A 14,687-nucleotide genomic window follows, 5' to 3' on the forward strand; every position below is an offset into this window, starting at 1 on the left:
GTCAGGGCTTTTCAATTGGAGGCCTCAAGCGGAATCGAACCGCTGTAAACGGATTTGCAATCCGGTGCATAGCCACTCTGCCATGAGGCCAACGTACTGCGCGCCAGGAACTGGGCCCTGACAAGACAAAACCCCAAGATGGGGCCTGTCGGAACATGGAGCGGGAAACGAGTCATGCACTAGAGCGCTAAGTCTCTGTTTCCCAATCACTTTCTCCACTGTGGTGATCAGCGAAGAACTCAATTATAGCCTTGTTTTTCGCCCTCGGCAACAAAGTTCATCCAACCACTTCCACCAGCGTCCAAGGATGATCCATCCACCCGTCGTTACGCCTGATGCGTCCAGCTGCTGAGCGGGTTCGCTATCGAACTCCAACTTGCGACGATCATGACTTGCGCTCGCTCCGCAGGCAGCGCGGGGTGGTGTCGCGTGGACTACCTGGCACCTGGACGGCTGTAGGACACAACCGCCGGCATCGGAACACCGCAAGTACTCATCTTTACATCGCTGCGGCTAACTTCGCCGGAGCGCAACGCGGCGCCAGTGTAGTGGCAGCCAGCCTCAACGAAGGCGTGCAGCAATCCGGTTCATCTGCTCGATCTCCGCGCGCTGGCCATCGGAAATCGCTTGGCATAGGTTGACGAGTTCCGGATCTGAGAGCTGCGCCTCGCGGCACATGAGGATCGCTCCCGAATGGTGCGGGACCATAGACGCGATGAACTGTCGATCGCCGATTCCGGTTTGAGCACGGGTAGCGGCAAAAGAACCGAGTGTGAGAACGGCAAACAAGCCGTACAGCACGAGATTGAGCCGCCGGTTTGGAAACATGCCGGGCATTGTCGCTAGCATGAAGATGCCCATTGGCGCCCACATAGTGACCGCCATGTAGAGCATGTTGAGATTGTTTCTGAAGTCCCTGGCGCCGTCGATCATGCTGAACATTACGAAGTACATGACGACGAGGCCCAACACCATGTTCACCCAGAACTTGGCGTATGGTCGGCCGTGCTTACCCATCTGACCGGATGTGTGATGTTGATGTTCATGGGAATGTTCAGCCATCTCCGTCTCCTATGTGCTGGGGCAACCTGGCAGGGTCACTGGTACTGCGGCAGATACTTTGTCGATATATCAGCATGTGGAGCGATGCATCACTAACCGCTGATTTCCAGTCCCCAACTGGACGTAGGGGCGTCGAACGCTTCAACTCGCTGGTCTTGAACCGTCTGGATATCAGACCATACCAAATCGGTCTTGATGGGCTTTGCGCCACCTATGACGCTGGTACCGTGAGCGCCAATATCGAGCTTGCGTCCTCATCGCTCGATGGGCCGGCAACTGATCGATTCTTGCATATCAAGCAAGACAAGGCCACCTGCGGCGGACGCCAATGGCCTCCTCCGCCTTCGCTTAGGGCATCGCCTCAAGCGTCCGTCGCAGGCCATAACGACACAACAGCCCTTGGGCAAGAAAGGAGCCGGTGATGTAGCGCACCCGAAAGGAGACGAAGACATGCACAAGGACATTTCAACATCAAAGGTGTTCTATCGTCCCATCGAGGCGGCCATCCGATGGGCTGGGTTGCTGCGGTATCTCCCGATGATCCTGGCCACGATCGCGTCACCGCGTGTCCTGCCTCGGTCGCTGAACTGCCCTCGATGGAATGAGTGCCGGCTGCACTCGGAACGTATCTATGACGGCATCCTCAACGGAGAGCTGCCCTACGGCAAGAACGGGATCACGCTCAATGATCCGAACCTGCTCAATTCTCTGGATCTGACTGTTCGCCATGTCGATCTAAAACGCTGGATGCGCACCCACTATCCCGAGCACCGGCCAGGATTTCTGTTCAGCCGTGGCGAACGCATGGCGCATCCTTTCATCACCATGGAAACAGGACAGGCGATCCTCGTGGAGCGGCTGGCCCTTCAGGCCGCGCTTGAACAAGCCCGACGTGAGATGCGAGAACTGCAGGAGCAGCACGACACGCTACTCAAGCAATCCTCGGTGCTGTTGGCATCCAAGCAATGCGAGATCAGCGAACGGGCGGAAACGACCTATCTCAACATCATTGGAGGGATGTTGACGCTGATGCTGAGCCAGTCGCCTTCAGGCGTGCCCTATTCCAGCTTCAAAACGCAGGAGGCCCTTGTCTCTGCATTGGTCGCCCACTACGGCGGCACCATGGGCATCACTGAGCGCACCTTAAACGGAAAGTTCGCCAACGCTAAGAGGTACGTTCGTAGCGCAAGCGCATGAGGTTATCCAGCTTGTATGTGCAATCGCGGAGATTGCATTTGCAATGTCTTTCCGCAGCCAGGTCTATTGAATAGAGGTCACGCCAACAAACGCCACCGAGCGTTCAGGAGTGACCGCCATGTCGCAGACCCCTGTACTCCCGCCGAACGAGCGCCGCATCCTGCGGCTCGATGAAGTCGAAGCGAAGTCCGGCTTCAAACGCGCCCACATCTACAACCTGATGAAGAAGCGCCAGTTCCCTCAGGCGCTGCGCCTGGGCGTGCGCGCTGTCGGCTGGGATTCGATCGAAATCGACCAGTGGATCGCCGAGCGCCTCAACCACCGGACCTGACCCGCTCTCCCGCGGACTTCCCATTCCCAGCCGGAGAGCGCCATGCAGGTCGTGTCCATCATTTCAACGAAGGGCGGCGTCGGCAAGACCACGACGGCCGCCAACCTGGGCGGGCTCGCCGCGGACGCGGGCCTGCGCGTGCTGCTGCTCGATCTCGACGTGCAGCCCACCTTGTCCTCCTACTACGAACTGACCCAGCGCGCGCCGGGCGGCATCTATGAGCTGTTGGCCTTCAACGAGCGCGACCTTGGCCAGCTCGTGTCCCGCACGATCATCGCGGGCCTGGACCTGGTGCTGTCCGACGACCACCGGGGCGAGCTGAACACGTTGTTGCTGCATGCGCCGGATGGCCGCCTGCGGTTGCGGCATCTGCTGCCAGCACTTGCTCCCCTCTACGACCTGGTGCTGATCGACACCCAGGGCGCGCGTTCCGTGCTGCTGGAGATGGCGGTGCTCGCCTCCGATCTCGCGCTGTCGCCCGTCACGCCGGAGATCCTCGCGGCACGCGAGCTGCGGCGCGGCACCATGCAGTTGCTCGAAGACATTGCGCCGTACCGGCACCTGGGCATCGAACCGCCGCCGCTGCACTTGCTCATCAACCGCGTCCACCCGGTGTCCGCCAACGCACGGCTGATCCAGCAGGCCTTGCGCGACCTGTTCCAGGACAGCGCCGGCATCCGCGTGCTCGCCACCGACGTGCCGGCCATAGAAGCGTATCCACGTGCCGCAACGCGCGGCCTGCCGGTGCATCGGGTCGAGCACCGCCAGCCGCCCGGCAGAGTCGCCCCTGCCGCGCTCGACACGATGCGCGCGCTCGCCAGCGAGTTGTTCCCGCAATGGCAGGACCGACTGGCTCAAGTATCCGGCCGCCCGCAGCGACCTCTTGATCCTGGGAGGCCCCATGGCGAACGCACATGAGCTGGCCCGCGGCCACAAGCGGCTGCGCGCCCTGATCGAGTTCGCGGTCGGTGAGGGCTGGCACGTCAAGCGCACGCCGGGCGGGCACCTCAAGTTCACCAAGGCCGGCTGCGCGGCGATCTACACGAGTTCGACAGCGAGTGACCACCGGGCCGAATTGAACGCCCGTGCGCAGATCCGCCGCGCCGAGCGAGAGGCCCGCATGGCGCCGGCCGGCGGTCGTGGGGACTGCGAGGGGTGCGGCCATGGCTGACATGACCTCGCAGGACATGGCAGGCAAGCTGCTCGCGGCCGGCTTCGAGCGCAGCGGCCCAGCGGCTACGGCCTTGAGCGACCCGATCGCGGACACGCCCATGGTCGTGACGCTGGACCAGTTGCGGCCCTACGACCATGACCCGCGCATGAAGCGCAACCCGGCTTACGAGGAAATCAAGGCATCCATCCGCGAGCGCGGCCTGGACGCGGCGCCGGCCATCACGCGCAGGCCCGGCGAGGACCACTACATCATCCGCAACGGCGGCAACACGCGACTGGCGATCCTGCGCGAACTCTGGTCGGAGACCAAGGAAGAACGCTTCTTCCGCATATCGTGCCTGTTCCGACCATGGCCGGAGCGCGGTGAAATCGTCGCGCTGACCGGGCATCTTGCCGAGAACGAACTGCGCGGCGGCCTCACGTTCATCGAGCGCGCGCTCGGCGTCGAGAAAGCACGGGAGTTCTACGAGCAGGAGAGCGGCGCCGCCCTGAGCCAGTCGGAACTGGCCCGCCGCCTGGCGGCCGATGGCTTCCCCGTCCAGCGGTCGCACATCACCCGCATGGCCGACGCGGTGCGCTACCTGCTGCCCGCCATTCCCACTGTGCTCTATGGCGGCCTGGGGCGCCACCAGGTCGAGCGGCTGTCGGTCATGCGCACGGCCTGCAAACGCACCTGGGAGCACTACGCCAAGGACCGTTCGCTGCCGCTGGACTTCGACAGTTTCTTTCAGGAGGTGCTGGCGCAGTTCGACACGCAGGGCGACGAGTTCGCGCCGCAGCGCGTGCAAGACGAGCTGATCGGCCAGATGTCCGAGCTGCTGGGCATCGGCTACGACGTGCTGGCGCTGGACCTGACCGAATCGGAAAGCCGCCACCGGGCGCTGGTCAGTGACCCGACGCCACCTGCGGCGCAGCCGGCGTTGCCTTCGCCCACCGCCGGCACGCCGACTCCGCCGGGCGCAGCATCGTCCATCGCCACGCCTGCAGCGGCGGCCGGTCCTCCACCCGCCAGCCCTCCGGCGTCCGAGCCCACCTTGCGCCACGACGACACGGCGGTTGGCGAAGCGGCCACGGGAAGCCAGCCGGCCGCACCGGGCGATCTGCTTCGCGAGCACATCGTCTCGCCAGCACCGACGACAGAACGGCTCCAATCGATCCAGCGCATGGTCGCCGACCAGTTGGGCGATGCGCTGCCGCCCGACTTCTCGGCGAGCGTGCTGCAGTCCATCCCGGTGCAACTCGGCGGACTCTATCCGATCTCCGACGTCTGGTACATCGACGCCGGCCTGGACACGCCCGATCGGCTGCGCATCCACATCGCGCAGTTCGCGCGCGAGATCGCCGGGGAGGCAGGCCTGGACGAGTGCATCGAGGATCGCGCCGATGGCATCGGGTTTGCGTGCCGCGCCCGCGGCCAAGCCCCGTCGCCGCTCGGCCGCGCGGTGCTGACGCTGCTCACTTCCCTGACGGGTCAGCCCGTCGCCGAAGCGGGCCTGGACGGCGCGCAGCTCGCCGCCGACCTGCCGACCCTGTTGCACGGCCAGAGCCAAGGCCATGGCAGCGGCGCAAGGCGCTTGAGCGACACGGCGTTGGTCAAGCTCTTTCGGCTGCTGCGCCTCGCCCGGCGTCTGCTGGACCTGGAAGCCGGCACCACGGCGCCCGGGACGTGAGCGAGGGAGGCCGCATGTCCACATCGCATCCGCTCAACCAGGCCGTGATTGCCCAGGCGCTGTATGACCTTCGCAACGGCCAACTGCGCCGCTGCAAGGCCATGGGCTTCGGCGAGGCCGAGCTGGATGCGCTCAAGCACCCCGCGCTGATCAGCGTGCTGGCCAACGCCAGCGTCTCGTGGTGCTCGGTCACGGTCAACCGCGAAGTGCTGCAGCGCCTGCTCAACCAGGCACAGGACGTGGAGAAGGAAATCGCCACGGTCGATCGCATGCTGCGGCTGGGGGCCAGCACGGAGATGGTCAGCCGCTTCTATGGCCTGACCCATCAGGAAGTCGCCCTGCGGCGGGAGATCCTCGGCCTGCCCAAGCGCAAGGGGCGCCACCCCGTCCTGGACGAGACCCAGGACACCGAACTGTGGCGGCAATGGAAAGCCGTGACCAGCAGCAGGAACGTCGATCTGGAGGACGAGACCTCGATTCTCGATGCGGCCATGGACCTGGCCGAGGGCATGTCGCTGCCGCTCTCGGTGGTCTGGGCCGCGATCAGGAACTGGGTCGATCAGGGATTGGGCTAGGCCATGGCCGTGGACGACACCGCCCCACGAGCCCAGCGCCCTGGCCCCATCGCACTCGCCGACCTGTTCGACGCTGCGCTGAAGGACCTCGCGCCCAAGTCCAGCTCTGGCGCTCCCGCGTCCCTGCCTGCTCCAACGCCCACGCCTCCTACGTCCGGCGACGCCTTCCTGTTCAGTGGCAATCGGCACGGGAGCGTGCCGCGGCGGCTGTTCCTCGACCGCCGCCTGACACCGCTGGAGCGCAACGCCTGGCAGGTGTTCCGATTGATGCTCAACGACGATGGCGTCACGGCATTTCCCACCTATGAGCAGTTGCGCCCCTGGCTGGCGTCGATGCCCTGCGCAGGCCAGGCCTCCCATGAGACCGTGGCGCGGGCGCTGACGCTGCTGCGCCTGACGCGCTGGCTGAGCCTCGTGCGACGACGGCGCGACCCCAAGACCGGTCGCATCCTCGGCAACCTCTACGTCCTGCACGACGAACCGCTGACGCCGTTCGAGGCGATGCAACTCGACGCCGACTACCTGGCCCTGGTCAGCCAGTCGCTGGGGCATTCGGCCAAGGCCGTCCAGGTGGTGGGACTCAACACCCTCCAGGAGATCGCGGACGACCCGATGCTGTCCGGACGCACCTTGCCGTCGCGGCTGCAAGTGCTCGCCGAGCGCCTGGCCGACCAGGGCATCACCGCCTCCGAAAGTTATCCACAGGAGGATGCGGTCCACGATTCCGAAGAAGGGCCCGCGAGCCTTCTTCGGAATGGCGATCGCCCATCTTCGGAATCCGAAGCAGGGCCGAAACCCGCGCCAGACGGCGCTCTTCGGAATTCGAAGCAGGACCGTACAGTACGTAGTAGTCATATTGATGAAGTACGTACTACCGCGCAGGCGCGTGCGCTGGGCGACCTGCAATGGCCCAAGCGCTTCGCGGAACTGAAGGCGGAACAGCAGGCCGGAGCCAAGATGGCGTTGCAGCAGGTGGACGCTGCCCTGCGGCAGGCCGTGCTGGACGAATGGGCCGCACGGTGCGGCAAGCATGGCATCCGCAACCCCGCCGGTTATCTGTTCGGCATCATCCAGCGCGCCATGCGCGGCGAGTTCAATGCCTGGGCCAAGCAGACCGGCCCGGCACCGCCAACACCATCGGCGGCGCGAGCGCCACCAACCGAGCCGCCGCGCAACGTCGTGCCGCCCGAGGTGGCCCGGCAGCACATCGAGCGCCTGCGCGATCTGCTGCGCAAATCCTGAGCACAGGGCTTGTCAAAGCCGTGAAGTAGATCTCCATGGCGGTCGGCAGAAACGGTCCCCTGGGGACGGCTGTGCGGTGAAGCGCCGGGCGACGGCGCGACATGCTGCGCAAAACCTGAGTAGAGCGCATGCAAGACCATGAAGCAGACCTCCATGGCGCTCAACGGAACGGTCCCCTGGGGACGGCTGCGCGGCGAAGGATCGTGTCGAACGGCAGCGCGACGTGCGGTGCAGCACGCATACCGTCAACAACCGAGGACGGGAACGCCGATGTGAGTGCCCATCTGCGGAGCGGTCCCCAGGGGACCGTTGCGCGCTGCGCCGCCAGCGCGCACAGAACCGGGGGTCGGCTCATTTCGGTTTGTTGACTGACTGCCTTCCGCTGCATGCGGATGCTGGCGGCTCCCTGTCCACCAGCGAGCGATCACCATGGCAACCAGCAACGAACCATTGCAACTCAACCTCGGCTCCCTGCGCAGCGCGATGTCGCTGACGCTGCACACCCACCACGCCTCGCGCATCTGGCATGGCCGCGCCGCCGCCGAGGGGCGACCGGGCATCGTCGGCCTGAACGGCTACATCGCCGTCATGAACAAGATGAAGCGCGGCTCGGAGCAGGACGACCCATACAGCGACTGGTGGATGCTTCGCATCGAAGACAAGCTCGACCAGACCAGGACCACGCTGCAGACGCTGCGCGACCAGGTGGACCAGGCCCTGGCCGGCGTGCCCGCCGCGTTGACCCTGGGCGAGAACCTCAACGTGCAGCCCGTCAAGCTTCCGCTGTTCGTCAATGCGCAGTTGGGCTTTGCCGCCGTCTATCTCCTGGCCGACTACGACGACATCGCGCGCAAGCTGATCCTCGCCCACCACACCGCGCTGATCGATCGCTCGACGTTGGAGCGCTGGCTCAACGAAGGTGCCCACGCGCTGCGCAGCCTGTTCAGCCTGGCCCAGCAATACCGCTACTCGGGCTGCACCCGCGACGACTTCGCGGCCAAGAACGCCGCAGCTCGGGCAGCATTGGAGAAGTTCGGCGAACTGCCGCAGGACGTGCTCGAAGGCATGCGCCGCTCGAAGTTTGCGCCGCCCGTCGTGCGCCGTGGTCTGCAACAGCGTGGTGATAGCGCTGCCGCAGCCGCATCTCCCACCGACGAAGGCGCTGCCGCCGATTCGGCCGAGGCCAAGTCCACAGCCGCCGGCGAGGACGAACCGGCATGAGCGACCCGAACCGCGAACCGCGCTACTTCCGTCGTCTGGAACAGCCAGCCTTCATGCGGCTGGAACACGCGGCCTCTCTAAAAGGCCTTTTAAAGCCTTTTAAAGGTAAAGGGGACTTCGAGGCCTGGGCCAGCCAGTGCTTCGCCATGCGCGACGAGTTGATTGCCCTGGCGCAGCGACAGGTGCTGCCACAGGCGTGCGGGCATCCCTTCCACCTGCTTCCCGTCGAGCTGGCCCAGCAGACCACTGGCGCAGGCACGACCTTTCTTCGCTGGCGCAAGCACGATCGATCGGCCATGGGCGTGGCGTTGTGGCAGGAGCTGATGGCGAGCCCCAGCACGCCGGTCAACCTGCTGCACGACCTGCACGAGATCGAACTGCAGCGCGTCATGCTGAACATGCAGATCAGCCTGCTGCACACCCTGGGCAGGCAAGCACAGGAATGCGCCAGCAAGGCCGCGCAGGCGGACAACACCTACCTGCGCCGGCTCGCGTCCGTTCCTGCCGCAGTGCGCGATCGGTGATTGCGCCTGCCATCCGAGCACGCGCCCGAGCCCAACGAGGCACGGGTATTTCAACCACCACGGAGATTCCAACATGAGCACACAATTCATCGGCGAGGGCAACATCGGATCGCCTCCCGAGTACCGCGAATTCCCCAATGGCAACGACGATCCTCGCCGGTTGCTCCGGCTGAACGTGTACTTCGACAACCCCGTCCCCACCAAGGGCGGCGAGTTCGAGGACCGCGGCGGCTTCTGGGCGCCGGTGGAACTCTGGCACCACGACGCCGACCGCTGGCAGCAGCTCTACCAGAAGGGCATGCGGGTGCTGGTCGTCGGCCGCATGGAGCGCGACCCCTGGACGGACAACGAAGATCAGCCGCGTGAGACTTGGCAGGTCAACGCGCGCAGTGTCGGCATCCTGCCGTACCGCATCGAGTCTGTGGCCCTCAGCCCGAAGCCACAGGAGGCAGAGCCGAAGCCCCAGGCCACCCAGGAATCGACGGCGCCGAAAGAGACCAAGCGCAGGAAGTGATCGGGCATGGAGGGCGGCTGCCGCAGTGCTTCGCCGCCCTCCATGCGCTGCGAATTATCCCCAGGGGATAGCTCCACCAACGTCCACCGAGTTCCACGCGCGCTCCCGGAAATCGCGGCTCTCGGCCCGCACACTTCCGGCCACGCACCTTCCCCGCACTCGCCATTTCATCGGCGTGAAAGCGGTCGCTGCCGCATGCGGCTTGTTTGCTGCTGCCAGGGGCTGCGCTCGGCATCCTCGATCCCAGCAACTCCATGAACAACAGGAATCGGGATGGACGGATATGCGGCTGTTCTTGTGCGAGAAACCCTCCCAGGGCAAAGACATTGGCCGGATTCTCGGCGCCACGCAGCGCGGTGAAGGCTGCCTCAACGGTTCCGGCGTCACGGTCACCTGGTGCATCGGCCATCTCGTGGAGGCGGCGCCGCCCGAGGCCTACGACGAGCAGCTCAAACGATGGTCCGTTGAGCAGTTGCCCATCATTCCCCAGCACTGGCGGGTCGAGGTCAAACCGAAGACCGCCACGCAATTCAAGGTCGTCAAGGCGCTCTTGGCGAAGGCGACTCACCTGGTTATCGCCACCGATGCCGACCGCGAGGGCGAATTGATCGCCCGCGAGATCGTGGAGCTTTGCGGCTACCGCGGCCCCATCGAACGCCTGTGGCTGTCGGCGCTCAACGATGCGTCCATTCGGGCGGCACTGGGCCAGCTGCGGCCTTCGGCCGAGACGCTTTCGATGTACCACTCGGCGCTGGCGCGCTCCCGTGCGGATTGGCTCGTGGGCATGAACCTGAGCCGGCTGTTCACGGTGCTGGGGCGACAGGCGGGTTACGACGGCGTGCTGTCGGTCGGCCGCGTACAGACCCCGACGCTCAAGCTCGTTGTGGACCGCGACCGCGAGATCGCGCGCTTCGTGTCCGTACCATACTGGGCCATCGCCGTGTCCCTGTTCGCAGGCGGTTCGACTTTCGCCGCGCAATGGGTTCCACCCGATGCGTGCACCGACGACGCAGGCCGCTGCCTGCGGCAGCCGGTCGCACAGCAGACCATGCAGCAGATCCGCGCTGCGGGCAGTGCCCACGTCGTGTCGGTGGAGACTGAGCGTGTCCGCGAAGGCCCGCCGCTGCCGTTCGACCTGGGCACCTTGCAGGAAGTGTGTTCCAAGCAGCTTGGGCTGGACGTGCAGGAAACCTTGGAGATTGCCCAAGCCCTGTACGAGACGCACAAGGCCACGACGTACCCCCGCTCGGACTCCGGCTACCTGCCCGAGAGCATGTTTGCCGAAGTGCCCACCGTTCTCGACAGCCTGCTCAAGACCGATCCCTCGCTGCGCTCGATCATGGGCCAGCTCGACCGCTCGCAGCGCTCGCGCGCCTGGAACGATGGCAAGGTCACGGCGCACCACGGCATCATCCCGACGCTCGAACCGGCGAAGCTCTCCGCCATGAGCGAGAAGGAACTGGCCGTGTACAGGCTCATCCGGTCGCATTACCTGGCGCAGTTCCTCCCTCACCACGAGTTCGACCGCACTGTGGCCAAGTTTTCGTGCGGGGGGCAGAACCTGGCGGCCACGGGCAAGCAGGTTGTCATCCCGGGTTGGCGCCAGGTGCTCGCCGAGCCGCAGGCCGAAGACGGTGATGGCGAGGGCGATACTGCGGTCCGCGCCCAGGTGCTGCCCGCGCTGCCGAAACTGTATGAGGGCCTGGCATGCCAGGTGGCCGACGTCGATCTCAAGGCACTCAAGACGCTGCCGCCCAAACCGTACACGCAAGGCGAGTTGGTCAAGTCCATGAAAGGCGTCGCCAAGCTGGTGTCCGATCCCCGCCTGAAGCAGAAGCTCAAGGATACGGTTGGCATCGGCACCGAAGCGACGCGGGCCAACATCATCGGCGGCCTGATCGCTCGCGGCTACCTCGTGAAGAAGGGGCGCGCCATCCGCGCCTCGGATGCGGCTTTCACTTTGATCGATGCCGTGCCTGCGGCGATTGCCGACCCTGGCACCACCGCCGTCTGGGAACAGGCGCTCGACATGATCGAGGCCGGACAGCTCACCCTGGACGTGTTCATCGGCAAGCAGGCCGCGTGGATTTCGCAGTTGATTGCGCAGTACGGCAGCGCCTCCCTGTCCATCAAGGTTCCCCAAGGGCCGGCATGCCCGCAGTGCGGCGCACCCACGCGCCAGCGCAGCGGCAAGAGCGGCCCGTTCTGGTCGTGCAGCCGCTACCCGGACTGCAAAGGCACGCTGCCAGTCGAATCCGGCAGCTCCAAGCGCGGCGCCTCGCGCCCGCGCCGTAGCGGCCGCAAAGGCTCCTGACCGCCCCCGTTCCCCGTGAGCCGTGCCCGCCTTCGGCGGCGTGGCCCCTGTCCCGCACTCCGCCGCATGCCCTGCGGGACGCCCAGCGCGCAACGCCTTCTTGATCCGTGTGCGCGTCCCGCCCAGCCGTCCCCGGCCGCGGGACCTGAAGGTAGCTTCTCTGCGAGCCGCACCACGCGCGTTCTGTTGATCTGCGTTTCTTCCGCCCTCTGCGAAGGGTCTCCCGGTGGCTTGCCAGGCTGCACGAGCCACCGGGAGACCCTTCGTGGTCAGCGGTAATCGGTGCCGGTGCCCGCCGGTGCAAAAACGGGCTCCCTTTGTGCGCGGATGTGCGCCAGACGATGCCGGCCCCAGCCACGACATGGGCCGGGTGTGATTGCTTGATGAGCAGATGGTTCTAGCGACGACCGGGCCTGCCAATCAGCCCACGGGTGGTTCCTCTTTTCTCCCGAGCCGAAGGCCGTTGGGCCTTCGGCGCCATTCTCCTGCCCATCAACGTCCCGGCCCGGCCATTGGCCTGGGCCACACGAACAGGAGAGACGACATGCACCCTCAACCTTGCGCACCGCTGCTGTACGGCAGACGGAGGTCGAGAACGGCATGCCCGCCTATCGCGCGGCCATCGCCAATGGTACGCTCGGCTGCAGCCGAGGCCGTAGCCCAAAGGCTGGACTACCTCTTTTGCAGAGGTAAACCTCGGGATGAACTGGGCGAAAACATGCCTTATGTGCCCGCCTTACGGCGAGCTGTTTCCGATGCTTCGCGCAGGATTTCCCGCCCCCCATTCGCTGCGATTGCGGCCACGATGACGCCCAGCACCAGATCCGGGATGTTCGACCCGAACCCCATCACCAGCACCCCGGACAGCACAATCGCACCATTGACGATGGAGTCGTTGCTGGTAAAGATCGCTGACGCCTTGAAGTTCACATCTTCCCCGCGATGGCGGCGCAGTAGTCTGAGGCACACTAGGTTCAAAGCCGCGTTCAGCGCGGCCATGGCCATCATGGCTGGGCCGACAGGCTCTTCCCCTCCAGCGAAGCGGCGTAGGACTTCCAACAGCAGCAGCGCGGCCAGGCCGATTAGCAAGAAACCCGACAAGCGGGCCGCGCCCACCTTGACCGTTGCCGCACGACCGACGGCATACAGGCTAACCGCATAGACCGACGCATCGGCGAGGTTGTCCAACCCGGCGCCCATCAGCGCCGTAGAGCCAGCCCAGATGCCAAGGGCAATGCCGGCGGCGGACTGCGTCAGGTTGATCAGCAACACAGTCAGAAGAATCTTTCGGTCCTTCGCATCGCTCGCATCTAGGCGGCCCAACTCGTCGTTTTCGTGATTTCTGTGGTTTTCAGCCATGCATTGTTCCTTCCAAATCGATGGATGCTGAAGCCTGTAGCGGCTGGAGAGTCAAGGCGCAGATGCAACGAACTTGCCACAGGGTCTTCCCGGACGCCCTTGACTCTACCGTAGCTAGAAGGTTTTCCAATCCAGTCAGAGCTTTAGGACAGAACAGATGAGCACCAATGCGCCCCCTTCATTGCGACTGTCATCCGGTATGGCTGCTATCCACTGATCCGTGGCGCCACTGCGGTTGTGCTCTTCGGCGAGCTCGCGACCGGCCGGCCGTCTTTTCCGACGGAGCTACTCACAGTGATCGTCGCGCTCGCTTGTGCCGCCTTGCTAGAGGGCGGGCGGCCTTTCCACTCCCCGTTGAGCCAGTAGCGGCGTTCCAAGCTGTGGTTGGCCGTCGGCGCATGGCTCGGCTTCTTGGTCGTGCATCTGGCCTTCCAGCACTCCAATCTGGGATACCGGGTCGGGCCGTTGGGATTGTTGATCGGGGTGGCTGAAGCCCATCGCTGGCATCACAAGCGTGAGCACGAAGACGCCCAAGTCAACTACGGCGATTTCTGGATGCCCGGGGGCCACTTGTTCAGCGCTTTCCGGTCGCAAAAGCACACGCTGGGCGCCAAAGAGTGACACTCAAGAAAGATGGACTTTCCAATGGACTACGGCCCGCAGCTTGTCTATCCCTTCCGGAGCCGGCCAGCAGCGGCAAACGCTTGCGCTGCTGGCTATACGATCTTGCCCACGTCGCATTCTTGCGCGAGTCGGGCCTTGCGGCTTCTTGCGAAGCGATCGCGAGTTGCGTGGCGTGCCCATGAGTCGGGCCGCGTCGTGGCGCACTGCTACCTTGGCCTGCACCTGCACCTGCGCAGCCACGCCGCGATGCTCGGTCTGGCCTGGAGAACCCGTAAGGTGGCGGAGATTGCGGCGCGCAGGTCGTCCGGCTCGCGCTGGCTCCTGTGGGCCACGCCCTCGGTCGCACGCCGTCTCAAAACGTCAGAACCGCGCGCTTTCGCATGATGGAGCGCGGCACGTGGCTCTCAGAACTGGACCCGATCACTTCCAGCACCGATGACACGCTCGAGCTTCAGGCGGGCTCGGCCAAGCTGTTGAGAATGCCGCACTCGCGCGAGGTTCGGGCGCTATCGCAGGAGCGTCGCAGATCCATTAACTCGCGCTCCAAGGCGCGCAATTCCTTCATCTTGGTCCGCACTTGCGCGATATGAGCGTCGACCAGCGCGTTCACCTCGCCGCAGCCCAACTCTGGCCGATCCCGTAAGTTCAGCAGTTGACGGATCTCATCCAGCGTCATGTCCTTCGCCCGGCAGCGGCGGATGAACAGCAAGCGCTGCAAATGGACTTCGTCATAGAGCCTGAAGTTGCCCTCGCTACGTGCAGGCTCGGGCAGCAAGCCTTCTGACTCGTAAAAGCGCACGGTCTGCACCAAGCAATCTGCCTTCTTGCCCAGTTCACCGATCCGCATCATGGTTGCTTCCTATAAAAAAACTTGACTCTAT

General features: G+C 64.7%; 15 protein-coding genes and 1 tRNA gene. 12 read left to right on the forward strand and 4 right to left on the reverse strand.

All coding sequences use genetic code 11. From position 1 onward, the window contains the following. Window positions 1–16 precede the first annotated feature (16 nt). Together JLDANKMP_RS00730 and JLDANKMP_RS00735 are read right to left on the reverse strand one after the other, a co-directional pair. Window positions 17–90: transfer RNA gene (locus JLDANKMP_RS00730), tRNA-Cys, on the reverse strand. Between the two features lie 471 nt (window positions 91–561). Then, entirely contained in the window at window positions 562–1,062 is a 501-nt protein-coding gene (locus JLDANKMP_RS00735) for a DUF305 domain-containing protein (RefSeq protein ID WP_003098996.1), read from the reverse strand. 450 nt (window positions 1,063–1,512) lie between these two features. On the opposite strand from JLDANKMP_RS00735, the gene JLDANKMP_RS00740 reads away from it, so the two are divergent. From JLDANKMP_RS00740 to JLDANKMP_RS00790, 11 genes are all read left to right on the forward strand, one after another. Further along, entirely contained in the window at window positions 1,513–2,259 is a 747-nt protein-coding gene (locus JLDANKMP_RS00740) for a hypothetical protein (RefSeq protein WP_003098991.1), read from the forward strand. 118 nt (window positions 2,260–2,377) lie between these two features. Then, window positions 2,378–2,590, forward strand: coding sequence for an AlpA family transcriptional regulator (locus JLDANKMP_RS00745; protein ID WP_003090093.1), 213 nt, complete (start codon window positions 2,378–2,380; stop codon window positions 2,588–2,590). A 42-nt stretch (window positions 2,591–2,632) separates the two neighbouring features. Further along, the gene (locus JLDANKMP_RS00750) at window positions 2,633–3,508 is read left to right on the forward strand and encodes a ParA family protein (RefSeq protein ID WP_003098988.1); all 876 of its coding nucleotides are present in this window, start codon (window positions 2,633–2,635) and stop codon (window positions 3,506–3,508) included. Then, window positions 3,492–3,761 (forward strand): hypothetical protein, encoded by a 270-nt coding sequence (locus JLDANKMP_RS00755; RefSeq protein ID WP_003050422.1) that lies wholly within the window; start codon window positions 3,492–3,494, stop codon window positions 3,759–3,761. Before JLDANKMP_RS00750 ends, JLDANKMP_RS00755 begins: the two co-directional genes overlap by 17 nt. Then, a complete protein-coding gene (locus JLDANKMP_RS00760) occupies window positions 3,754–5,433 on the forward strand; it encodes a ParB family protein (RefSeq protein ID WP_003098985.1) in 1,680 nt (559 codons plus the stop codon). The genes JLDANKMP_RS00755 and JLDANKMP_RS00760 overlap by 8 nt, the downstream gene beginning before the upstream one ends. 14 nt (window positions 5,434–5,447) lie before the next feature. Next, entirely contained in the window at window positions 5,448–6,008 is a 561-nt protein-coding gene (locus tag JLDANKMP_RS00765; RefSeq protein WP_003090097.1) for a DUF2857 domain-containing protein, read from the forward strand. A 3-nt stretch (window positions 6,009–6,011) separates the two neighbouring features. Continuing rightward, window positions 6,012–7,250, forward strand: coding sequence for an STY4528 family pathogenicity island replication protein (locus tag JLDANKMP_RS00770; RefSeq protein ID WP_005408896.1), 1,239 nt, complete (start codon window positions 6,012–6,014; stop codon window positions 7,248–7,250). 429 nt (window positions 7,251–7,679) lie between these two features. Beyond that, window positions 7,680–8,471 (forward strand): PFL_4669 family integrating conjugative element protein, encoded by a 792-nt coding sequence (locus JLDANKMP_RS00775; protein ID WP_003098981.1) that lies wholly within the window; start codon window positions 7,680–7,682, stop codon window positions 8,469–8,471. After that, window positions 8,468–8,995 (forward strand): DUF3158 family protein, encoded by a 528-nt coding sequence (locus tag JLDANKMP_RS00780; protein ID WP_003098978.1) that lies wholly within the window; start codon window positions 8,468–8,470, stop codon window positions 8,993–8,995. Before JLDANKMP_RS00775 ends, JLDANKMP_RS00780 begins: the two co-directional genes overlap by 4 nt. A gap of 73 nt (window positions 8,996–9,068) precedes the next feature. Beyond that, window positions 9,069–9,509, forward strand: coding sequence for a single-stranded DNA-binding protein (locus JLDANKMP_RS00785; protein WP_003098976.1), 441 nt, complete (start codon window positions 9,069–9,071; stop codon window positions 9,507–9,509). Between the two features lie 283 nt (window positions 9,510–9,792). Further along, window positions 9,793–11,823: a DNA topoisomerase III gene (locus tag JLDANKMP_RS00790; RefSeq protein WP_003098974.1), complete on the forward strand. Its 2,031-nt coding sequence runs from the start codon at window positions 9,793–9,795 to the stop codon at window positions 11,821–11,823. A gap of 723 nt (window positions 11,824–12,546) precedes the next feature. On the opposite strand, the gene JLDANKMP_RS00795 is transcribed toward JLDANKMP_RS00790, so the two are convergent. Continuing rightward, on the reverse strand, window positions 12,547–13,182 hold the full coding sequence (locus JLDANKMP_RS00795; RefSeq protein ID WP_003098972.1) for a cation transporter: 636 nt from the start codon (window positions 13,180–13,182) through the stop codon (window positions 12,547–12,549). Window positions 13,183–13,566: 384 nt separating this feature from the next. Between JLDANKMP_RS00795 and JLDANKMP_RS00800 the strand changes: the two genes are divergently transcribed. Beyond that, window positions 13,567–13,803 carry a hypothetical protein gene (locus JLDANKMP_RS00800; protein ID WP_003098970.1) on the forward strand — a complete coding sequence of 79 codons (237 nt, stop codon included), beginning with the start codon at window positions 13,567–13,569 and terminating at the stop codon, window positions 13,801–13,803. A gap of 454 nt (window positions 13,804–14,257) precedes the next feature. Here the strand turns inward: JLDANKMP_RS00800 and cadR are convergent, their stop codons facing one another. After that, window positions 14,258–14,656, reverse strand: coding sequence for a Cd(II)/Pb(II)-responsive transcriptional regulator (gene cadR, locus JLDANKMP_RS00810; RefSeq protein WP_003098965.1), 399 nt, complete (start codon window positions 14,654–14,656; stop codon window positions 14,258–14,260). Window positions 14,657–14,687 lie beyond the last annotated feature (31 nt).

This window comes from Stenotrophomonas sp. PE591 (assembly GCF_018320795.1).
Taxonomy (GTDB): domain Bacteria; phylum Pseudomonadota; class Gammaproteobacteria; order Xanthomonadales; family Xanthomonadaceae; genus Stenotrophomonas; species Stenotrophomonas maltophilia.